Below are 22451 nucleotides of genomic sequence, written 5' to 3'. Positions count from 1 at the left end.
CAGGGAGATTCGCCATGTACCAATACTTCATCGAAGGCCTGCAACGCCTAGGCCGCGCGCTGATGCTGCCGATCGCGATCCTGCCGATCGCCGGCCTGTTGCTGCGTCTGGGCGACACCGACCTGCTGAACATCGCGATCATCCACGACGCCGGCCAAGTCATCTTCGCCAACCTGGCAATGATCTTCGCCATCGGCATCGCCGTCGGTTTCGCCAAGGACAACAACGGCACCGCCGGTTTGGCCGGAGTCATCGGTTACCTGGTGATGATCTCCACCCTCAAGGTGCTCGACGCGAGCATCAACATGGGCATGCTCGCCGGGATCGTCAGCGGCTTGATGGCGGGCGCGCTGTACAACCGTTTCAAGGACATCAAACTGCCGGAGTACCTGGCGTTCTTCGGCGGCCGGCGCTTCGTGCCGATTGTCACCGGGTTCGCCGCCGTCGGCCTAGGTGTCATTTTCGGTTTGATCTGGCCGCCCATCCAACACGGCATCAACAGCTTCGGCACCTTGATGATGGAGAGCGGCAGCTTCGGCGCGTTCGTCTTTGGCGTATTCAACCGCCTGCTGATCGTCACCGGGCTGCACCACATCCTCAACAACATGGCGTGGTTCGTCTTCGGCAACTTCACTGATCCGACCACGGGCGCCATCGTCACTGGTGACTTGTCGCGCTACTTCGCCGGTGACCCGAAGGGCGGCCAGTTCATGACCGGTATGTTCCCGGTGATGATCTTCGGTCTGCCCGCCGCGTGCCTGGCGATGTACCGCAATGCTTTGCCGGAGCGCCGCAAGGTCATGGGCGGGATCTTTCTGTCGATGGCGCTGACGTCATTTTTGACGGGGGTGACTGAGCCAATCGAATTCGCCTTCATGTTCCTCGCGCCGCTGCTTTTTCTAGTGCATGCGTTGCTGACCGGGCTGTCGATGGCCGTCACCAACCTGTTGAACATTCACCTCGGGTTTACGTTTTCCGGTGGCTTGATCGACATGATTCTCGGTTGGGGGAAATCCACCAATGGCTGGCGGATGGTACCGGTCGGCCTGGCGTATGCGGTGATCTACTACGGGGTGTTTGATTTCTGCATTCGTCGGTTCAACTTGAAGACGCCGGGGCGTGAAGATGTTCTCAATGGCGACAAAGTCGTCATCGCCGACAACGAACGGGCCGGCGCTTACATCAAAGCGCTGGGCGGTGCGCAGAATTTGATCACCGTGGGGGCGTGTACTACTCGGTTACGACTGGACATGGTGGATCGCAACAAAGCGAACGATGCGCAGTTGAAAGCGTTGGGGGCGATGGCGGTGGTACGTCCGGGCAAGGGCGGGAGTTTGCAGGTGGTGGTCGGGCCGATGGCCGACAGCATTGCCGATGAGATTCGCCTGGCGATGCCTGCTTTGGGACGAGCGATCATTTCCTCCCCTGCTGCGGTGATCGATGCGCCGAAACTAGCTGCGGTGGCGCCGCTCGAAGCGCAGCAATGGCTGAATGCGTTGGGCGGCGGCGAGAACGTGTTGCAGATGGACTGCATCGCCATGACCCGGATTCGATTGCAACTGGCAGACGGCAAGGCGTTGTCGGAATGTGATCTGAAAGCGTTGGGATGCCTGGGTGTCAGTCAGTTGGAGGGCGGGATTTGGCATCTGCTGATTGGCGACAAGGCATCGATTTTGAATGAGGCACTGGAGGCATTGGTGAATCGCAGTGAGGTGAGTGCCAAGGTTTAGATCCTGGCCCGATCGTTCCCACGCTCTGCGTGGGAATGCCGCCAGGGACGCTCCGCGTTCCGCTTCAGAATGTGACGCAGAGCGTCACGGGATGCATTCCCACGCAGAGCGTGGGAACGATCATTTTCAGGCAAAAAAAAAAACCCGCTGATCTTCATCAGCGGGTTTTTCATTTCAGCGGCAGGCAGATCAAAAATCCTTTAACCGCCACACCTCATAAGCCGGCGTCTCATAGGGATGACTCTGCTTCAGAGCCAACACCACAGCGCGAATCAACTCGTCGCTGACCACAAGCTCAACCTTCCATTCCTCAACCTGCTCGACCTGCCCCGCTTCCCCAATGAACGGCTGACTGCCATCCAGCGGGCGAAACTGACCGAGGCCGAGCACTTGCCAGGCGCAATGGTCGTACGCACCGATCCGTCCGCCACCGGCGGCGAATACGGCACTTTTCACGTCTTCGACGTGACTGGTTGGAACAAAAAAACTGAGCTTGTACACAGCGCTTAGTTCACCCGCTCTTAGTTCACCCAGACGCGCGCATTACGGAACATACGCATCCAAGGTGCGTCTTCGTTCCAGTCTTCCGAACGCCACGAGTTCTGCACGGCGCGGAACACACGTTCCGGGTGCGGCATCATGATCGTTACGCGACCGTCGCGGCTGGTCAAACCGGTGATCCCGCGCGGCGAGCCGTTCGGGTTGGCCGGGTAGTTTTCGGTGACCTTGCCGTGGTTGTCGACGAAACGCATCGCCACGCAACCGGACAGATCGGCCTCCAGCAACGCTTCTTCGCTGGCGAACTCGGCATGACCTTCACCGTGAGCAATGGCGATCGGCATACGCGAACCGGCCATGCCTTGCAGGAAGATCGAGTTCGATTCCTGGACCTGAACCATTGCCACACGGGCTTCGAACTGCTCGGAACGGTTACGCACGAAGTGCGGCCAGAACTCGCTGCCCGGGATCAGCTCGTGCAGGTTGGACATCATCTGGCAACCGTTGCACACGCCGAGGGTGAAGCTGTCGTTACGTTCGAAGAAGCCCTGGAACGCATCGCGAGCGCGGCTGTTGAACAGCGCGGACTTGGCCCAGCCTTCACCGGCGCCCAATACGTCGCCGTAGGAGAAACCGCCGCAAGCCACCAGACCTTTGAACTCGTTCAGGTCGACACGGCCGGCCAGAATGTCGCTCATGTGCACGTCGATTGCGTTGAAGCCGGCGCGGTCGAACGCGGCCGCCATTTCCACCTGACCGTTGACGCCCTGCTCACGCAGCACGGCAACCTGTGGACGGATGCCTTTCTTGATGTAAGGCGCGGCGACGTCCTGGTTGACGTCGTAGCTCAGCTTGACGCTCAGACCCGGGTTGTCTTCTTCCAGCAGCACGTCGAACTCTTGTTCGGCGCAATCGGCGTTATCACGCAGGCGCTGGATCTGGTAGCTAGTCTCCGCCCACTGACGTTGCAGCAGACGACGCTGACCTTCGAACACGGTTTCGCCGTTGAAGGTGATGCTGATCTCGCCGTTGTTCATCGGCTGACCGATCACCGACACGCACTCGCCCAGACCGGCAGCGCTGAACTGCGCAAGGATGTCCGGAGTGGCGTCCTGGCGAACCTGGATCACGGCGCCCAGTTCTTCGTTGAACAGGATCGCGGCGATGTCGGCGGAAGTCTCGGCCAGACCATCGAGGTTCAGGCTCAGGCCGCAATGACCGGCGAAGGCCATTTCCACGACGCTGGTCAGCAGACCACCGTCGGAACGGTCGTGGTAAGCCAGCAAATGACCGTCGGCGTTGAGGCCCTGGATCACGGCGAAGAAGGCTTTGAGGTCTTCGGCGTCGTCGACGTCCGGCGCTTGCGAACCGAGCTTGCCGTGAACCTGGGCCAGGATCGAGGCGCCCATGCGGTTCTGGCCACGGCCCAAATCGATCAGGATCAGGTCGGTGGTGCCCTTGTCCATGCGCAGTTCCGGCGTCAGGGTCTGACGGATGTCAGCCACAGGCGCAAAACCGGTCACGATCAGGGACATCGGCGAGGTCACGGTCTTGTCGACGCCTTCGTCGTTCCAGCGCGTGGCCATGGACATGGAGTCCTTGCCCACCGGAATGGTAATGCCCAGGTCCGGGCACAGTTCCATGCCGACTGCTTTCACGGTGTCGTACAGACGCGCGTCTTCGCCTGGGTGACCGGCAGCGGACATCCAGTTGGCCGACAGTTTGATGTCGGAGATCTTGTTGATGCGCGAAGCCGCGATGTTGGTCAGGGTTTCGCCGATGGCCATGCGGCCCGACGCCGGAGCGTCCAGCAGTGCCAGCGGAGTGCGCTCGCCCATGGCCATGGCTTCACCCGTGTAGACGTCGAAGCTGGTGGCGGTGACGGCAACGTCGGCCACCGGAACCTGCCACGGGCCGACCATCTGATCACGGGCCACGAGGCCGGTGATGGTGCGGTCGCCGATGGTGATCAGGAAGCTTTTGCTCGCCACGGCCGGGTGATGCAGAACGCGCTCGACGCAGTCTGCGATCTCCAGCGTCGACGGATCGAAATCGTCGCCCAGCTCGTTTTCGCGAACGGCCGAACGGTGCATGCGCGGGGCTTTGCCCAGCAGCACTTCCAGCGGCATGTCCACCGGGCTGTTGCCGAAGTGGCTGTCGGTGACCGTCAGTTGCGGTTCGGCAGTGGCTTCGCCGACCACGGCAAACGGGCAACGCTCGCGTTCGCAGATCGCCTGGAAGCGTTCGAAGTCAGCCGGGCCGACCGCCAGAACGTAGCGTTCCTGGGATTCGTTACTCCAGATTTCGTGCGGGGCCATGCCCGGCTCGTCGTTTGGAATGTTGCGCAATTCGAAGCGACCGCCACGGTTGCCATCGTTGACCAGTTCCGGGAAGGCGTTGGACAGACCGCCCGCGCCGACGTCGTGGATGAAGCTGATCGGGTTGTGTTCACCCAACTGCCAGCAACGGTCGATGACTTCCTGGCAACGACGTTCCATTTCCGGGTTTTCGCGCTGTACGGATGCGAAGTCCAGGTCTGCCGAGCTGGTGCCGGTGGCCATGGAGGAAGCCGCGCCGCCGCCTAGGCCAATCAGCATCGCCGGGCCGCCGAGGACGATCAGCTTGGAGCCAACGGTGATCTCGCCTTTCTGCACGTGTTCGGCACGGATGTTACCCATACCGCCGGCCAGCATGATCGGCTTGTGGTAACCGCGAACCTCGTCGCCACGCGGGGTGGTGATCGACTGTTCGAAGGTACGGAAATAACCGGTCAGGGCCGGACGACCGAATTCGTTGTTGAACGCGGCGCCACCCAGTGGGCCTTCGATCATGATGTCCAGCGCGGTCACGATGCGCTCAGGCTTGCCGTACGGTACTTCCCACGGCTGTTCGAAGCCCGGGATCTGCAAGTTCGATACGGTGAAACCGGTCAGGCCAGCCTTTGGCTTGGCGCCGCGACCGGTAGCGCCTTCGTCGCGAATCTCGCCACCGGAACCGGTGGACGCGCCCGGGAACGGGGCAATCGCGGTCGGGTGGTTGTGCGTTTCGACTTTCATCAGGATGTGCACCGGTTCCTGCACCGCGCCGTACTGGCGGGTTTCAGGGTCCGGGAAGAAACGGCCGGCGACGTTGCCGACAATCACCGAAGCGTTGTCCTTATAAGCCGACAGAACGCCTTCGCTGTGCATCACGTAGGTGTTCTTGATCATGCCGAACAGGCTTTTTTCCTGGCTCTGGCCGTCGATGTCCCAACTGGCGTTGAAGATCTTGTGACGGCAGTGCTCGGAGTTCGCCTGGGCGAACATCATCAGTTCGATGTCGTGGGGGTTGCGCTTCAAGCCGACGAAAGCGTTGACCAGGTAGTCGATCTCGTCTTCGGCCAGGGCCAGGCCCAGCTCGGTGTTGGCTTTTTCCAGCGCGGCGCGGCCGCCACCCAGTACGTCGATGGCAGTCAGCGGTTTCGGTTCGGCGTGGCTGAACAGGCCGGCGGCTTGTTCAAGGTTGCCGAGGACGATCTGGGTCATGCGGTCGTGCAGACCATCGGCAATAAGCTGCGCTTCAGCGTCGCTGAACTGGCCGGCGACGTAGAACGCGATGCCGCGCTCCAGGCGCTGGATTTTCGTCAGGCCGCAGTTGCGAGCGATGTCGCTGGCTTTACTTGACCATGGCGAGATGGTGCCGAACCGCGGCAACACCAGGAACAGACGACCGGTCGGCTCTTGTACCGGAACACTTGGGCCGTACTTCAGAAGGCGCGCGAGCACCTGCTGTTCGTCGCCGGTCAGGACGCCGGTGACTTCGGCGAAGTGAGCGAATTCAGCATACAAGCCACTGACAGCCGGAACTTTCTGGCTCAGTTGCTCAAGGAGTTTGCTGTGGCGAAAGGCAGAAAGGGCAGGAGCGCCGCGCAGGATCAACATCTTCGGGACAGCCTCGGGAAGGGGTGTGCTTTGAGGCCGTGCATTCTAGCCTAAACAGGCGGCGACATCACCCGAAACGGTACGGGCGGCTGCACCCGGGCGTCGGGCCGGGGGTTCGGACATAAAACAGGCGCATGCCGAGCGTTATTTTTTTTGTCACAAAATGCTGTCCGGGCCCATTCCTGCGGGCTCATGAGCGGTTTTCAGTTACCTAGCAGACAAGCCCTTCGCTGTCGAGATATGGCGCTCGTGGTCCTTTGCGTATACTGCGCAGATGTTTTCCCCAACGGCTTTGCGTCCGCGGTTCGCCAAATGGCTGATCGCAACCGGACTCTTCCTGGTGCTCAGTGGCTGTGTTGATAAACCCAACACGCTGGAGCGCGTAAAGGAGGATGGCGTGCTGCGGGTGGTTACCCGAAACAGCCCCGCCACCTACTTTCAGGATCGCAACGGTGAAACCGGCTTCGAATACGAGCTGGTGAAGCGCTTCGCCGACGATCTGGGGGTGGAACTCAAAATCGAAACCGCCGACAACCTCGACGACCTGTTCAATCAGGTGGGCAAGCCCAACGGCCCGGTGATCGCTGCTGCCGGCCTGGTCAGCAGCGAAGCACGTAAAAAGCAGGTGCGGTTTTCCCACTCCTATCTCGAAGTCACCCCACAGGTCATCTATCGCAACGGCCAATCGCGACCGACCGACGCGAAGGACCTGGTGGGCAAGAAGATCATGGTGCTCAAGGGCAGCACCCACGCCGAGCAATTGGCGGAGCTGAAAAAGAAATATCCCGGCATCGAATACGAAGAGTCCGACGCTGTTGAAGTCGTCGACTTGCTGCGCATGGTCGATGAAGATCAGATTGACCTGACCCTGGTGGACTCAAACGAAGTCGCGATGAACCAGGTCTATTTCCCCAAAGTGCGGGTAGCCTTCGACCTCGGTGACGCCAGCAACCAGAGCTGGGCGGTGGCCGCTGGCGACGACAACAGCCTGCTCAACGAAATCAACGACTACCTCGACAAAGTGAAGAAAAACGGCACCCTGCAACGGCTGAAAGACCGCTATTACGGGCACGTCGATGTACTGGGTTACATGGGCGCCACCACCTTCGCCCAACACTTGCAGCAACGCCTGCCCAAATACGAACAGCACTTCAAGACGTACGCCAAGAAAGAGAAAGTCGATTGGCGCTTGCTGGCCGCGGTCGGCTATCAGGAATCGCTGTGGCAAGCGGCCGTCACGTCGAAGACCGGCGTGCGCGGCCTGATGATGCTGACCCAGAACACTGCGCAGGCCATGGGCGTGTCCAATCGACTGGACCCCAAACAAAGCATCATGGGCGGCGCCAAGTACCTGGCCTACATGAAGGAACAGCTGGACGAGTCGATCCAGGAGCCGGATCGCACCTGGTTTGCACTGGCGGCCTACAACGTTGGCAGTGGTCATCTGGATGACGCGCGCAAACTGGCGGCCAAGGAAGGTCTGAATCCGGACAAGTGGCTGGATGTGAAAAAGATCCTGCCGCGTTTGTCCGAGAAGAAGTGGTTCAGCAAAACCCGTTACGGCTACGCCCGTGGCGGCGAACCCGTTCACTTCGTGGCGAACATCCGCCGCTACTACGACATCCTGACGTGGGTGACGCAGCCGCAGCTGGAAGGCAATCAGGTCGCCGAGGGCAACCTGCATGTGCCGGGGGTCGACAAGACCAAGCCGAATCAGGAAACCCCACAGCTTTAAAGCCTGACCCCAATCAAAATGTGGGAGCGGGCTTGCTCGCGAAAGCGGTATGACAGTCGACTAAGATGTCGAATGTTGAACAGCTTTCGCGAGCAAGCCCGCTCCCACAGTGTTTTGTGGTTGGCCTTAGGCTTTTGCAGCAGCCAGGATCAGTGCTTTCATTTCAGACACCGCCGACTTGAACCCGACGAACAACGCATGAGCCACCAGCGCATGGCCGATGTTCAGTTCGTTGATGCCTTTGATCGCCGCTACAGCTTCAACGTTGTGGTAGTGCAGACCGTGACCCGCATTGACGATCAACCCTTGGGCCAGGCCAAACGCTACGCCATCCGCCACACGCTTGAGCTCTTCAGCCACCTCGGTCGGCGTCTCGGCATCGGCGTAACGACCGGTATGCAGCTCAATAGCCGGCGCACCCACACGACGGGACGCTTCGATCTGCCGCTCGTCAGCGTCGATGAACAGTGACACTTCACAGCCGATCTTTGACAGACGATCCACCGCCGCCTTGATCCGCGCCTCCTGCCCCGCCACGTCCAGACCACCTTCGGTCGTCAGCTCCTGACGGGTTTCCGGCACCAGGCAAATGTGCGCCGGACGAATGCGCTCGGCGAACGCCATCATCTCTTCGGTGACGCCCATTTCGAAGTTCATGCGGGTTTGCAGCACATCCTTGAGCAGCAACACGTCGCGCTCTTGAATGTGCCGACGGTCCTCGCGCAGGTGCACGGTGATGCCGTCAGCGCCCGCCTCTTCCGCGTCCAGCGCAGCCTTGACCGGATCTGGATAGCGCGTGCCCCGGGCCTGACGCAGAGTGGCAACGTGGTCGATGTTCACGCCAAGAAGAATGCGATTGCTGGTGGTCACGGAAGCGCTCCTGAAGAAGGGAAAGTTCGGTGCACAGCATACGGGGTGATCAGGGCTTGCGAAACAACTCGCGACTCACCAAGGGACGACCGCCCAGATGAACCGCCAGAGCCTGACGCATCAATCGCTTGGCTGCCGATAGCGCGCCGGGGGCAGACCAATCTGCATCAGCCATGGCCAACAGCTCGGTGCCATTGAACAGACCGGGTTGCAGCAGGTAGACCCGTTCGAGCCCCGCATCCACTTGCAGGCGGTAGAGACCGTCCGGCGCGATAGGCTCGCCATGGATGTCGGTGGTCAGGGCGAAGCCGTAACCCAAGTCATCCAGCAGCCGCCATTCGAAGGAACGCAATAACGGCTCCAGCGGACGACCTTCGGCCAGCGCAAGCAGGGTCGCGGCGTAATGGTCAAACACAGCGGGATGCGGGTCTTCGGACGGCAACAGCCGAATCAACAGCTCATTGAGGTAGAGACCGCTGAACAGCGCCTCACCGTTGAGCCAGGTAGAGACGCCAGCGCTTTCCATGCGACCGACGTTCTTCAGTTCACCACGACCACGGAACTCGACTTCCAGCGGCACGAACGGCCGCGCCAACGTCCCGGCCTTGCCCCGCGCACTGCGCAACACCGCCCGCAGCCGGCCTTGCGGCGTGAGGAAATCCACCAATGCGCTGTTCTCGCGGTAAGCGCGGGAGTGGAGCACGAAGGCGGGTTGGCCGATGGGTTGGGTTGGGGACATGGAAGTCAGCGTTCTCAATGAGTCAGCACAGATTTATAAACCACCCAAAACCAATGTGGGAGCGGGCTTGCTCGCGAAAGCGGTGTAACAGTCAACATCAATGCTGAATGTTACATCCTCTTCGCGAGCAAGCCCGCTCCCACAGGGTACTTCGGTGTCTCAGGAACCGGTGTTACAGGTCGCCGTAACCCAGCGAACGCAAGGCGCGCTCATCGTCGGACCAGCCGCCTTTCACCTTGACCCAGAGGTTGAGCATGATCTTGGAGTCGAACAGCAACTCCATGTCCTTGCGTGCCTCGGTGCCGATGCGTTTGATCCGTTCGCCCTTGTCGCCAATGATGATTTTTTTCTGGCCGTCGCGCTCGACGAGAATCAAGGCATGGATGTGCAGGGTTTTGCCCTGCTGCTTGAACTCTTCGATTTCGACGGTGATCTGGTACGGCAGTTCGGCGCCCATCTGGCGCATGATTTTCTCGCGTACCAGTTCAGCGGCGAGGAAGCGGCTGCTGCGGTCGGTGATCTGGTCTTCCGGGAAGAAGTGATCGTTTTCCGGCAGGTAACCGGCAATCACGCGCTCCAGCGTTTCGAGGTTATGCCCGTGCTGGGCCGAGATCGGCATGATCTGCGCGTTCGGCAACTGTTCCTGCAACCAGGTCAGGTGCGGCATCAGCTCGGCTTTGTCTTCAATGCGGTCAGTCTTGTTCAGCGCCACGATCAGCGGGCCGGTCACGTATTGGACGCGCTCGAGGACCATCTGGTCTTCGTCGGTCCACTTGGTGCGGTCAACCACGAAGATCACCACGTCGACGTCTTTCAACGCCGCCGAAGCGGTCTTGTTCATGTAGCGGTTCAGGGCTTTCTCGCCACCTTTGTGCATGCCGGGGGTGTCGACGTAGATCGCCTGCACGGCGCCTTCGGTCTTGATGCCGAGCATGTTGTGGCGAGTGGTCTGAGGCTTGCGCGAGGTGATCGCCAGCTTCTGACCGAGGATGTGGTTCAGCAGCGTGGACTTGCCCACGTTGGGACGGCCAACGATGGCGACATAGCCACAGCGAGTTGCAGTTGAATCAGTCATGGCCATTCTCCACGCCCAGGGCAATCAGTGCTGCAGCGGCCGCTACCTGTTCGGCAATACGACGGCTCACACCCTGACCTCGGCTTTTTTCATTCAGTAAGGTGATTTCACATTCGACGAAGAACGTCCGGCAATGCGGCTCACCCTGGATATCCACCACTTCGTAACGCGGCAGTTCGCAACCACGGGACTGCAAGAATTCTTGCAGGCGGGTTTTCGGATCTTTGTTGGTGTCGACCAGCGTCAAGCCTTCGAACTCCCCGGCCAGCCACGCCAGCACGCGTTCGCGCGCCATGTCCATGCCGGCATCCAGGTAGATCGCACCGATCAGCGCTTCAAGGGCATCGGCCAGAATCGACTCGCGACGGAAACCGCCGCTTTTCAATTCACCGGAACCCAGGCGCAGGTATTCGCCCAGATCGAAACCACGAGCCAGTACGGCCAGGGTCTCGCCTTTCACCAGGCGTGCGCGCAAGCGCGACAACTGACCTTCGCGGGCCAGCGGGAAGCGATCGAACAGCGCCTCGCCAGCGACAAAGTTAAGGATGGCATCACCGAGGAATTCCAGGCGTTCGTTGTTACGCCCGGCAAAGCTGCGGTGAGTCAGGGCCAGGACCATCAGTTCCTGATCCTTGAAGGTGTAACCGAGCTGACGCTCGAGACGGCTTAAGGAGACGCTCACGGTTTACCCACGCTGAGTTCGTGGCTGGATTCCACCGCCATCGCCGAGAGTCTGCGCAGGCTTGGGACAATTAACGCTGTGTTCAAAAATTACGTCCTGAATATCATTGTTTTCATGCTTCTGGCGCCGATTGTGCCGGTTCCAGAAATGCATTCGGCGCTGTGTTCAACAGCGCCGTGTGTGATTACTTGATCAGGCCAACCCGCGAGAAATTCGGCAGGTGACTGAGTTTAGGTTCTGGCCAGCTCATCCAGACTGCGAAGGCCTTGCCGACGATATTCTTGTCGGGAACCATGCCCAGCAGATCCTTGGGAATGCTCGGGTCATCCCAGTAGCGACTGTCGTTCGAGTTGTCGCGGTTGTCGCCCATCATGAAGTAGTGCCCGGCAGGCACGGTCCATGTACGGTCCGGCGATGCACGATAGCGGCTCATTTCCTTGCGGATCTGGTGCTCGGCGACGCCGAGTTTTTCCTTGTAGAGCTCGGCGCTGCCCAACGTGCCCGGCTCGGAGCCGACCAGTTGTTCGGCAATCGACTCACCGTTGACGAACAGACGCTTGTCGGCGGTGTAACGAATCTGGTCACCCGGCAGGCCCACCACACGTTTAATGTAGTTGACGTTCGGATCGCTCGGGTAGCGGAACACCATCACATCGCCGCGCTGTGGATCACCGACTTCGATGACTTTCTTGTCGATCACCGGCAAGCGGATCCCGTAAGAAAACTTGTTCACCAGAATGAAGTCGCCGACGTCCAGGGTCGGTTTCATCGAACCGGAAGGAATCTGGAACGGTTCCACCAGGAACGAACGCAGCACCAGCACGATGAACAACACCGGGAAGAACGACTTGCCGTATTCGACCAGCAGCGGCTCTTTGTTCAGTTTCTCGACCACCACCATGTCAGCCTGGCTGACGCTACCCTGGTAAGAGTTAATGGCAGCCCGGCGCCGTGGCGCCAGGAACAGCAGATCGAGCAACGCCAACAGGCCGCAGACGAACACGGCGATGACCAGCAACAGCGGGAAATTTAGTGACATAGGACCTAACTATCCAACCTGAGCACTGCAAGGAAGGCTTCTTGTGGAATTTCCACGTTACCGACTTGCTTCATGCGTTTCTTACCGGCCTTTTGCTTTTCCAGCAGTTTTTTCTTACGGCTAACGTCACCGCCGTAGCATTTGGCCAATACGTTCTTTCTGAGTGCCTTGACGGAGGTCCGCGCAATGATCTGCCCGCCAATGGCGGCCTGGATCGCGACGTCGAACATCTGGCGTGGAATCAGTTCTTTCATCTTCTCGGTCAGCTGGCGACCTTTGTAATGCGCGTTATCCTTGTGCACGATCAGCGCCAGGGCGTCGACCTTGTCACCGTTGATCAGCACATCCAGTTTCACCAGATTAGCCGATTGATAACGATCGAAATGGTAATCCAGCGAAGCATAGCCACGGCTGGTGGATTTCAGACGGTCGAAGAAGTCCAGGACCACTTCGTTCATCGGCAAATCGTAGGTCACTTGAACCTGGGTACCGAGGAACAGCATGTCGTGCTGGACGCCACGCTTCTCGATGCACAGGGTAATGACGTTGCCCAGGTGCTCTTGCGGCACAAGAATATTGGCCCGCACGATCGGCTCGCGCATGTCTTCGATCGAGGACAGGTCTGGCAGCTTCGACGGGTTGTCGACGTAAATCGTTTCACCGGTTTTCAGCAGCAGCTCGAAAATTACCGTCGGCGCCGTGGTGATCAGGTCCAGGTCATACTCGCGCTCCAGGCGCTCCTGGATGATTTCCATGTGCAGCATGCCGAGGAACCCGCAACGGAAGCCGAAGCCCAGCGCGTCGGAGCTTTCCGGGGTGTATTGCAGGGACGAGTCGTTGAGCGTGAGCTTTTGCAGGGCCTCACGGAAATCTTCGAAGTCGTCGGAGCTGACCGGGAACAGGCCGGCGTAAACCTGCGGCTGAATGCGCTTGAAGCCTGGCAGCACGTCGACGTCCGGCGTGGAGCTCAAGGTCAGGGTGTCACCGACCGGTGCCCCGTGAATGTCCTTGATGCCGGCGATGATGAAGCCCACTTCGCCGGCCTTCAGGTCAACGGTAGCGGTGTGTTTCGGGTTAAAGACACCGACGCTGTCCACGAGGTGGATCTTGCCGGTGGACTTGACCAGGATCTTGTCGCCCTTCTTCACACGACCGTGGCGCACGCGAACCAGGGAGACAACACCCAGGTAGTTGTCGAACCAGGAGTCGATGATCAACGCTTGCAGCGGATCTTCATAGTTGCCGGTCGGCGCAGGAATGGTCTTGACCAGGCGCTCCAGCACTTCGTCGACGCCCAGTCCGGTCTTGGCACTGCACTCGACTGCGTCGGTGGCATCGATACCGATGATTTTTTCGATTTCTTCTTTCACGCGGTCCGGATCGGCCTGAGGCAGGTCGATCTTGTTCAGGACCGGCATCACTTCCAGGCCCTGCTCGATCGCGGTGTAGCAGTTGGCTACCGACTGCGCTTCAACGCCCTGACCGGCATCGACCACCAGCAACGCGCCTTCACAGGCCGCCAGCGACCGGCTGACTTCATAGGTGAAGTCGACGTGGCCCGGGGTGTCAATGAAGTTCAACTGGTACTTGATGCCATCGCGAGCGGTGTAATACAGGGTGACGCTGTGGGCCTTGATGGTGATCCCGCGTTCACGTTCCAGGTCCATGGAGTCCAGAACCTGGGCTTCCATTTCGCGCTCGGCAAGGCCGCCACACATCTGGATGAAGCGATCGGCCAGCGTCGACTTGCCATGGTCAATGTGGGCGATGATGGAGAAATTGCGGATATGACTCAAATCACTCACGGATCAACACTCAAAAAGGCTGCAGGCATAGCCCGCCGAAAAATAGCCGGGAATTGTACCTGATCCACGGCGCAAGCGTCACGTTCGCAGGTCAGACGGCGGATACAAAAACGCCCCGGTCTTGCGACAGGGGCGTTTCGAGTGACCATCAAGGGCAAGGGAAACCCTTGATCAACCGGCCCGGCGCAACAACCAGAGCCCGGCCAAGGCACAAACACCTGCCGGAACAAGCACCGCAAACAATGGCGAGAAACCGAAGACCAGGCTCGAAGGGCCGAGCAAATCCTGAACGATGCGGAAGGTGAAGCCCACCAGCACGCCAGTGAACACCCGCTGACCGAGGGTCACCGAGCGCAACGGACCGAAGATGAAGGAAATCGCCATCAGCACCAGCGCGGCGGTGACCAGCGGTTGCAACACCTTGACCCAAAATGCCAGCCAGTAACGACCATTGCTCAAGCCCTGGTCCGCCAGGTAGTGGATGTACCCCCACAGACCACTGATCGACAGCGTGTCAGGCGACATGACCACGGTGCTCAGCAACTGCGGACTCAAGGCGACATTCCAGCGCTCGACCGGGGTAGTGACCACTTCAGTGCTCTTTTCATGGAACAGCGTGGTGGTGACGTCGCTCAACTGCCAGTGATCCTGATCGAACTCCGCCCGCTTGGCGAAGCTGGAAGAGAGCATATGCCGCTCATCGTCGAAACGATAACGGGTGACGCCGTACAGCAGGCCGTTGGGTTGCACAGAGTTGACGTGAATGAACTCATCCCCCTGGCGGTGCCACAAACCGTGCTTGGCGCTCTGCGCATCGCCGCCGCCCTGAGCCAGGGAGCGATTGGCCTGAGCGGTGACTTCGGTGGCCGGCGCTACGTATTCGCCGATCAGCACACCCACCACCATCAAGACCAGCATGGGCTTCATGACCGCCCAGACAATGCGCCCGATCGACACGCCCGCAGCGCGCATGATGGTCAGCTCGCTGTGACTGGCCAGACTGCCGAGGCCGATCAGGCAACCGATCAGTGCAGCCATCGGCAACATGTCGTAAAGACGACGCGGCGCGGTCAGCAGGACATAACTCAACACGTCGACCAAGGTGTAGGTATCGCTGACATCCCCCATCTCATCGATAAACGCGAACAGCGTCGCCAGACCGAGAATGATCCCCAGCACCGCCAGAATGGCCACGAACACGCTGCTGCCAATGTAGCGATCGAGCTTATCCACGAGCCACCTCCAGCGCGCTGCGGCGACTCGCCCGCTTCAACTGCAGGGGTTCCCAATAGAGCAAGCCCAGGCCGATGGCCAGGAAGATTGCATGCACCCACCACAACCCCAGAGCTGGCGGGATCTTGCCCTTTTCAAGGGCGCCGCGAGCGGCAATCAGGATGGACAGGTAAGCCATATATAGAAGAATCGCCGGCAACAGCTTGAGGAAACGGCCCTGGCGCGGATTGACCCGCGACAGCGGTACCGCCATGAGGGTCACGATGAAGACCAGCAATGGCAGGGATAGACGCCACTGAAGTTCGGTGCGGGAGCGAATGTCATCGCTGCCGATCAGGGAACCGGTGGTCATTGCATCACGGTCGGTCACTTCGTCGCTGACGTCCGGCTTGGGCAGCAGTACGCCGTACTCCTCGTACTTGATCGCCCGGTAGTCGGCCTGACCCGGATTGCCGTCATAGCGATAGCCGTTGTCGAGAATCAGGTAACGGTTACCGTCGGGGCGAATTTCCTGACGGCCCTTCTCGGCCACCAGCACGGAAATCCCGCGGTCCTTCTTATCGGAATTGACGTTTTTCTGCGAAATGAATACACCACCGAGGTTGATGCGGTCATCCGACAGCGATTCGGTGTAGGTCACCCGCGTCCCGTCACGCAGCGCCTGGAAGCGACCGGGCTCGAGGGTGTCGAACTCGGTCAGGGCATCCTGCTTGTTCAGCAGCAACTGGAATTGATTGGCACCTTGGGGCGCCAGGCTCAGGCTCAGCCATGCCACCACCAGTGCGACCAGGGTGGCTGGGAAAAGGGTCATGGCAAACAGACGCTGCTGGCTCATGCCGGTGGCAGACAGCACCGTCATTTCGCTTTCAAGGTACAGGCGACCGTAGGCCAGCAGGATTCCGAGAAACAGGCCCAAAGGCAAAATCAACTGCAGGAAACCCGGCAGGCGAAAGCCCATGATCAGGAATAGCGAGCCCGGATCCAGGAGGCCTGAGGCCGCCTGGGCGAGGTACTTGATGAAGCGACCGCTCATGATGATGACCAGCAGCACAGCGCTGACGGCGCTCAAGGTCAACAGGACTTCGCGGGATAGGTAACGGAAGACGATCAAACCAGACACTCCAGGGTTGTCAGGCTAAGGCGGCCAAACAAGCAAACGTATCAGACGGCCCGCAGGGCAGAGCCGCCGAAAAAGTTGGCGCATTATCCTGTGATTGGGTGCGCCTGTCACTGCGCATGCTCAAGCAGGCGGGTAAAGCGCTGAAGATCGTACGACCGAGGGTTGTCAGGCTCGGGGCACGAGGTTCAAACTGCGGCCTTTGTCGCGGGCCGTGACCTGCGTCTTTCTATTTATAAGCAAGCTCGAATGCATGCTGTCGAGCTCTTGCGTGTTGACCATTAATTCAGGGACCCGGACATGGAACTGGTTGTAAAAAGCGTTAGCCCAGAAACGTTGAAAACCGCCACTCTGGTAGTCGCCGTCGGCGAAGGCCGCAAGCTCGGCGCTGTTGCCAAACAACTCGACGAACTGAGCGGCGGCGCCATCAGTGCTGTGCTCAAGCGCGGCGACCTGGCGGGCAAAGTCGGTCAAAGCCTGTTGTTGCACAGCCTGCCGAACCTCAAGGCTGAACGCGTGCTGCTGGTAGGCGTGGGCAAAGACGAAGAGCTGGGCGACCGCCCGTTCCGCAAAATCATCGCCGGCATCCTCAATACCCTTAAAGGCCTGGGCGGCAGCGACGCCGTGCTGGCCCTGGACGAAGTCGTGGTCAAAGGCCGTGACAGCTACGGCAAGACCCGCCTGCTGGCCGAAACCCTGGTGGACGGCGAATACACGTTCGATCAGTTCAAGAGCCAGAAAGCCGAGCCTCGCAGCCTGAAAAAGATCACCCTGGTGACCATCAAGGCTGCACAAGCTGAAGTCGAGCGCGCCGTGGCCCACGCCACCGCCATCGCCAACGGCATGGCGTTCACCCGTAACCTGGGCAACCTGCCGCCAAACATCTGCCACCCGACGTTCCTCGGCGAGCAAGCGAAGAACCTGGGCAAAGAATTCAAGAGCCTGAAAGTCGAAGTCCTTGATGAGAAGAAGATCAAGGACCTGGGCATGGGTTCGTTCTACGCCGTCGGCCAGGGCAGCGCCCAGCCACCACGCCTGATCGTCATGCAATACAACGGCGGCAAGAAATCCGAGAAGCCGTACGCACTGGTCGGCAAAGGCATCACCTTTGACACTGGCGGCATCAGCCTGAAACCGGGCGCCGGCATGGATGAAATGAAGTACGACATGGGCGGCGCAGCCAGCGTCTTCGGCACCCTGCGTGCGGTGCTCGAGCTGAAACTGCCGATCAACCTGGTGTGCATCCTGGCTTGCGCCGAGAACATGCCGAGCGGCAACGCTTCGCGTCCTGGCGACATCGTCACCACCATGAGCGGCCAGACCGTGGAAATCCTCAACACCGACGCCGAAGGCCGTCTGGTGCTGTGCGACGCCCTGACCTACTCCGAGCGCTTCAAGCCGCAAGCGGTAATCGACATCGCGACACTGACCGGCGCTTGCGTCGTTGCGCTGGGTTCCCACACGTCGGGCCTGCTGGGCAACAACGACGAACTGATCGGCCAACTGCTGAGCGCTGGCCAATCCGCCGACGACCGTGCCTGGCAACTGCCGTTGTTCGATGAGTACCAGGAACAGCTGGACAGCCCGTTCGCCGACATCGCCAACATCGGCGGTCCGAAAGCCGGCACCATCACCGCGGCCTGCTTCCTGTCGCGCTTCACCAAGAACCTCAACTGGGCGCACCTGGACATCGCCGGTACGGCCTGGACCAGCGGCGGCAAGGATAAGGGCGCCACTGGCCGTCCGGTTCCATTGCTGACCCAATACCTGCTGGACCGCGCCAAAGCCTGAAACCGATGACTTGCGGTGGCGTCACTCTCGGGTGATGCCACTTGAAGCTCAGGAACCGCAATGACCAAAGTCGACTTCTATATCCTGCCCAGCGCCGATCCTTCGGCACGGCTGGATTTTGCCTGCAAACTCACCGAAAAAGCCTGGCGCATGGGCCACCGCATCTACCTGCATTGCAGCGATGCTGCCCAGCGTGACGATCTCGATGCGCGTTTGTGGGCCTTCAAGGGCGAAAGCTTCGTGCCTCACGGCCCCGCTGAAAATGAGCCGGACAGCTTGATTGTCCTGGGCTTTGGCGATGACTGCGGTCCGCATCAGGACCTGTTGGTCAATCTCGCCCTGAAAGTCCCGGCATTCGCCAACAAGTTCGCCCGAGTGGCGGAAGTGGTGGTGGAAGATCCGACGATTCGTACGGCTGCGCGGGAGAGTTTCCGTTTCTACCGCGAACAGGGCTATCCTTTGCAAGATCACCGTTTACAGCGACTCTGAGCATTCCGATGGACACTCCAAAACCGCTGCAAAAGTCCGCGCACCTGCTGGACGACCTTGAGTCGATCCGTCAATTGCTCGGCGACGACAACCTGCAACCGCCCTTGCTCACCGAAACGGTCGAGGAAGGTGACCAGGAGCAGATTCCGATGCTGTTCGATACCGTTGGCGCCAACCCGCCCATACTCGAACCGGCGCCACCCACCCCAGCAGCCCCTGCCGCCCAACCGGCACCCGCCGCCAGCAAGAGCGCCGACGAGCTGCTGCACCTGGAAGACGAACTGCGCGCCGCCGCGCAATTGATCATGCAAGACGTGATCGACGACTTCGCCCCGCACATCGAAACCGAAATCAAACGCCGCCTCAGCGCGCGGATGGAACGGTTGTTGAGCCAATACGAATAACCCCAAGCCCGGCGGGTTTCTGTGGCGAGGGGGCTTGCTCCCGCTCGGTTGCGCAGCAGCCGCAAAGCCGTGTACCTGGCATACCTAACTTGCTGATGTCGGGGCCGCTTCGCGCCCCAGCGGGAGCAAGCTCCCTCGCCACAGGTTCATTCCACAGTTTGATCTGCGCCCGGTCTACCCCGGCTCGCCCTCCGCCCCATGCCCCGCTATACTTGCCGGCTTTTCCTGAATAAATGCCAATAGGGTCCCGCCGCGCATGGATAAGACCTACCAGCCGCACGCCATTGAAACTTCCTGGTACAACACCTGGGAGTCAGAGAATTACTTCGCCCCGCAAGGCGCGGGCGAGTCCTACACCATCATGATCCCGCCGCCGAACGTCACCGGCAGCCTGCACATGGGTCACGGCTTCAACAACGCAATCATGGACGCCCTGATCCGTTTCCGTCGCATGCAGGGTCGAAACACCCTGTGGCAGCCGGGTACCGACCATGCCGGTATCGCCACGCAAATGCTGGTGGAGCGCCAACTCGAAGCCCAGGGCCAGAGTCGTCATGATCTGGGCCGTGAGAAATTCCTTGAGAAAGTCTGGGAGTGGAAGGATCAGTCCGGCGGCAACATCAGCCGTCAGATCCGCCGTCTCGGCTCTTCCGTGGACTGGGGTCGCGAGCGCTTCACCATGGACGACGGCCTCTCGGAAGCCGTGAAAGAAGCCTTTGTGCGCCTGCACGAAGACGGCCTGATCTACCGCGGCAAGCGCCTGGTCAACTGGGACACCAAGTTGCACACGGCGATTTCCGACCTCGAAGTGGAAAACCACGACGAGAAAGGTTTCCTGTGGAACCTGAAATACCCGCTGGCCGACGGCGTGAAGACCGCTGAAGGCAACGATTACCTGATCGTCGCGACCACTCGCCCGGAAACCATGCTCGGCGACGCAGCCGTCGCGGTTAACCCGAACGACGAACGCTACAAAGCCTTGATCGGCAAATTTGTCGAGCTGCCGCTGGTCGGCCGTCGCATCCCGATCATCGCCGACGATTACTGCGACCCTGAATTCGGCACCGGCTGCGTGAAAATCACCCCGGCCCATGATTTCAACGACTATGAAGTCGGCAAGCGCCACAACCTGCCGCTGCTGAACATCTTCGACAAGAACGCCGCTGTATTGCCGGCCTGTCAGGTGTTCAACCTCGACGGCACCCTGAACGAAAGCATCGACGGCAAGATCCCGGCCGAATACGCCGGCCTGGATCGCTTCGAAGCGCGCAAGCAGATCGTTGCAGCGTTTGATGCCGCCGGCCTCTTGGTCAGTGTCAACGATCACGCGTTGAAAGTACCGAAAGGCGACCGCTCCGGCACCATCATCGAGCCGTGGCTGACCGACCAGTGGTACGTGTCGACCAAGCCATTGGCCGAGCCGGCCATCGCTGCGGTTGAAGACGGCCGCATTCAGTTCGTGCCGAAACAATACGAAAACATGTACTTCTCGTGGATGCGCGACATCCAGGACTGGTGCATCAGCCGTCAGCTGTGGTGGGGCCACCGGATTCCGGCCTGGTACGACGAGTCGGGCAAGGTCTATGTCGGTCGCGACGAAGCCGAAGTGCGTGCCAAGCACAACCTCGGCCCGGACGTTGCACTGCAACAGGACAACGACGTACTCGACACCTGGTTCAGTTCGGGCCTGTGGACGTTCTCCACGCTCGGCTGGCCTGAGCAGACCGAATTCCTGAAGAAATTCCACTCCACCGACGTGCTGGTCACCGGTTTTGACATCATTTTCTTCTGGGTTGCCCGGATGATCATGCTCACCATGCACTTGGTGAAGAACGAAGACGGCACGCCGCAGGTTCCGTTCAAGACCGTTTATGTGCACGGTCTGGTGCGTGATGGCCAGGGACAGAAGATGTCCAAGTCCAAGGGCAACGTCCTGGACCCGCTGGACATCATCGACGGCATCGAGCTCGAAGACCTGGTGCAGAAACGCACCTCCGGCATGATGCAGCCGAAACTGGCGAAGAAGATCGAGAAGCAGACCCGCGACGAGTTCGCCGACGGCATCGCCAGCTACGGCACCGATGCCCTGCGCTTCACCTTCTGTTCGCTGGCGTCCACCGGTCGCGACATCAAGTTCGACATGGGCCGCGTCGAAGGCTATCGCAACTTCTGCAACAAGATCTGGAACGCCGCGCGCTACGTGCTGGACAAGGGCGAAGACTGCGGGCAGAACGGCGAAGCTTATGAGCTGTCGCTGGCGGATCGCTGGATCATTTCGCAGTTGCAACGCACCGAAGCCGAAGTGACCCGCCAACTCGATCAGTTCCGCTTCGACCTGGCCGCACAAGCCTTGTACGAGTTCATCTGGAACCAGTATTGCGACTGGTACCTGGAACTCTCCAAGCCTGTGCTGTGGGACGAAAACGCGCCGGTCGAACGTCAGCGTGGCACCCGTCGCACGCTGGTTCGGGTATTGGAAGTCGCGCTGCGCCTGGCACATCCGTTCATGCCGTTCATCACCGAAGAAATCTGGCAGCGCATCGCGCCGCTGGCCGGTATCGAAGGCAAGACGATCATGCTGCAACCATGGCCTGTGGCCAATGAAGCACGCATCGATCAGGGCGCCGAAAACGACATCGAATGGCTCAAGGAGCTGATGCTCGGCACGCGTAACATCCGCGGCGAAATGAACATCGGTCCAGGCAAGCCGTTGAACCTGTTCCTGAAAAACGTCAGCGCCGAAGATCAGCGTCGTCTCACCGAAAACGAAGCCTTGCTGAAGAAGCTGGCTCGCCTCGAATCGATCACCGTATTGGCTGCTGGCGAAGAAGCACCGCTGTCCGCCACCGCACTGGTCGGCGAGATGGAAGTGCTGGTACCGATGGCCGGCCTGATCGACAAAGACGCCGAACTGGCACGACTGGACAAGGAGATCCTGCGTCTGCAGGGCGAAGTTCAGCGCGTGGGCGGCAAGCTGTCCAACGCCGGTTTCGTCGACAAGGCCCCGGCCGAAGTCATCGAGAAGGAACGCGCCAAACTGGCTGAAGCCGAACAGGCTTTGGGCAAGCTGGCCGAGCAGCATGCGCGGATTGCCAGCCTGTAACGGCAAATCGCAATGAAAAAGGGAGGCCAGAAATGGCCTCCCTTTTTTATGCCCGCCCCTTATCCCCAAACACCGCACATCCCCTGTGGGAGCGGGCTTGCTCGCGAAGGCGGCGTGTCAGCCAACATTAGTGCTGAATGGGAAACCGCCTTCGCGAGCAAGCCCGCTCCCACAGGGATTGCGTTCACAAGGCCGGGATGTGGGACAATACCCGCCACTTT

16 protein-coding genes are annotated in these 22451 nt (G+C 60.0%); 6 read left to right on the top strand and 10 right to left on the bottom strand.

What is annotated here, in order from left to right; translation table 11 throughout:
* Positions 1-14: 14 nt before the first annotated feature.
* Positions 15-1730 (top strand): N-acetylglucosamine-specific PTS transporter subunit IIBC, encoded by a 1716-nt coding sequence (gene nagE / locus PFAS1_RS16940; RefSeq protein ID WP_076029870.1) that lies wholly within the window; start codon positions 15-17, stop codon positions 1728-1730.
* 189 nt (positions 1731-1919) lie between these two features.
* Here nagE and PFAS1_RS16935 read toward each other — a convergent pair whose 3' ends face one another.
* Entirely contained in the window at positions 1920-2231 is a 312-nt protein-coding gene (locus tag PFAS1_RS16935) for a YqfO family protein (RefSeq protein WP_076029869.1), read from the bottom strand.
* A 20-nt stretch (positions 2232-2251) separates the two neighbouring features.
* Positions 2252-6148, bottom strand: coding sequence for a phosphoribosylformylglycinamidine synthase (gene purL, locus PFAS1_RS16930; RefSeq protein WP_076029868.1), 3897 nt, complete (start codon positions 6146-6148; stop codon positions 2252-2254).
* Positions 6149-6422: 274 nt separating this feature from the next.
* On the opposite strand from purL, the gene mltF reads away from it, so the two are divergent.
* Complete coding sequence (mltF, locus tag PFAS1_RS16925) at positions 6423-7883, top strand: membrane-bound lytic murein transglycosylase MltF (protein ID WP_076029867.1); 1461 nt, start codon at positions 6423-6425, stop codon at positions 7881-7883.
* 126 nt (positions 7884-8009) lie between these two features.
* On the opposite strand, the gene pdxJ is transcribed toward mltF, so the two are convergent.
* From pdxJ to lptF, 8 genes are all read right to left on the bottom strand, one after another.
* Positions 8010-8753, bottom strand: coding sequence for a pyridoxine 5'-phosphate synthase (gene pdxJ, locus PFAS1_RS16920; RefSeq protein WP_076029866.1), 744 nt, complete (start codon positions 8751-8753; stop codon positions 8010-8012).
* Between the two features lie 49 nt (positions 8754-8802).
* Complete coding sequence (recO, locus tag PFAS1_RS16915; RefSeq protein WP_076029865.1) at positions 8803-9492, bottom strand: DNA repair protein RecO; 690 nt, start codon at positions 9490-9492, stop codon at positions 8803-8805.
* 172 nt (positions 9493-9664) lie between these two features.
* Positions 9665-10567, bottom strand: a complete 903-nt coding sequence (gene era, locus PFAS1_RS16910; protein ID WP_008151577.1) for a GTPase Era — start codon at positions 10565-10567, stop codon at positions 9665-9667.
* Entirely contained in the window at positions 10560-11249 is a 690-nt protein-coding gene (gene rnc, locus PFAS1_RS16905) for a ribonuclease III (protein ID WP_033053426.1), read from the bottom strand. The genes era and rnc overlap by 8 nt, the downstream gene beginning before the upstream one ends.
* A 184-nt stretch (positions 11250-11433) precedes the next feature.
* Positions 11434-12288, bottom strand: a complete 855-nt coding sequence (gene lepB, locus PFAS1_RS16900; protein ID WP_076029864.1) for a signal peptidase I — start codon at positions 12286-12288, stop codon at positions 11434-11436.
* 5 nt (positions 12289-12293) lie between these two features.
* Positions 12294-14093, bottom strand: coding sequence for a translation elongation factor 4 (lepA, locus tag PFAS1_RS16895; protein ID WP_008151572.1), 1800 nt, complete (start codon positions 14091-14093; stop codon positions 12294-12296).
* Between the two features lie 171 nt (positions 14094-14264).
* Positions 14265-15326, bottom strand: a complete 1062-nt coding sequence (gene lptG, locus PFAS1_RS16890; protein WP_076029863.1) for an LPS export ABC transporter permease LptG — start codon at positions 15324-15326, stop codon at positions 14265-14267.
* The gene (lptF, locus tag PFAS1_RS16885) at positions 15319-16437 is read right to left on the bottom strand and encodes an LPS export ABC transporter permease LptF (RefSeq protein ID WP_076029862.1); all 1119 of its coding nucleotides are present in this window, start codon (positions 16435-16437) and stop codon (positions 15319-15321) included. The genes lptG and lptF overlap by 8 nt, the downstream gene beginning before the upstream one ends.
* A 306-nt stretch (positions 16438-16743) precedes the next feature.
* Here lptF and PFAS1_RS16880 point away from each other — a divergent pair, with 306 nt between their 5' ends.
* From PFAS1_RS16880 to PFAS1_RS16865, 4 genes are all read left to right on the top strand, one after another.
* Positions 16744-18234, top strand: a complete 1491-nt coding sequence (locus PFAS1_RS16880) for a leucyl aminopeptidase (RefSeq protein ID WP_074879959.1) — start codon at positions 16744-16746, stop codon at positions 18232-18234.
* A 60-nt stretch (positions 18235-18294) separates the two neighbouring features.
* On the top strand, positions 18295-18723 hold the full coding sequence (locus tag PFAS1_RS16875; RefSeq protein WP_076029861.1) for a DNA polymerase III subunit chi: 429 nt from the start codon (positions 18295-18297) through the stop codon (positions 18721-18723).
* A gap of 8 nt (positions 18724-18731) precedes the next feature.
* Positions 18732-19127: a DNA polymerase III subunit chi gene (locus tag PFAS1_RS16870; protein ID WP_076029860.1), complete on the top strand. Its 396-nt coding sequence runs from the start codon at positions 18732-18734 to the stop codon at positions 19125-19127.
* Between the two features lie 256 nt (positions 19128-19383).
* Entirely contained in the window at positions 19384-22230 is a 2847-nt protein-coding gene (locus PFAS1_RS16865) for a valine--tRNA ligase (protein WP_074879966.1), read from the top strand.
* Positions 22231-22451 lie beyond the last annotated feature (221 nt).

Origin of the sequence: Pseudomonas frederiksbergensis (assembly GCF_001952935.1) — a bacterium.
Taxonomy (GTDB): domain Bacteria; phylum Pseudomonadota; class Gammaproteobacteria; order Pseudomonadales; family Pseudomonadaceae; genus Aquipseudomonas; species Aquipseudomonas frederiksbergensis.
Note: the sequence above shows the minus strand (reverse complement) of the source record. Positions and strands in the feature narration are given on the sequence as shown.

Coding starts and splice junctions, on each gene's coding strand:
- nagE (WP_076029870.1), top strand. CDS start 15: ATGTACCAATACTTCATCGAAGGCCTGCAACGCCTAGGCCGCGCGCTG.
- purL (WP_076029868.1), bottom strand. CDS start 6,148: ATGTTGATCCTGCGCGGCGCTCCTGCCCTTTCTGCCTTTCGCCACAGC.
- mltF (WP_076029867.1), top strand. CDS start 6,423: ATGTTTTCCCCAACGGCTTTGCGTCCGCGGTTCGCCAAATGGCTGATC.
- recO (WP_076029865.1), bottom strand. CDS start 9,492: ATGTCCCCAACCCAACCCATCGGCCAACCCGCCTTCGTGCTCCACTCC.
- era (WP_008151577.1), bottom strand. CDS start 10,567: ATGACTGATTCAACTGCAACTCGCTGTGGCTATGTCGCCATCGTTGGC.
- lepB (WP_076029864.1), bottom strand. CDS start 12,288: ATGTCACTAAATTTCCCGCTGTTGCTGGTCATCGCCGTGTTCGTCTGC.
- PFAS1_RS16880 (WP_074879959.1), top strand. CDS start 16,744: ATGGAACTGGTTGTAAAAAGCGTTAGCCCAGAAACGTTGAAAACCGCC.
- PFAS1_RS16875 (WP_076029861.1), top strand. CDS start 18,295: ATGACCAAAGTCGACTTCTATATCCTGCCCAGCGCCGATCCTTCGGCA.
- PFAS1_RS16870 (WP_076029860.1), top strand. CDS start 18,732: ATGGACACTCCAAAACCGCTGCAAAAGTCCGCGCACCTGCTGGACGAC.
- PFAS1_RS16865 (WP_074879966.1), top strand. CDS start 19,384: ATGGATAAGACCTACCAGCCGCACGCCATTGAAACTTCCTGGTACAAC.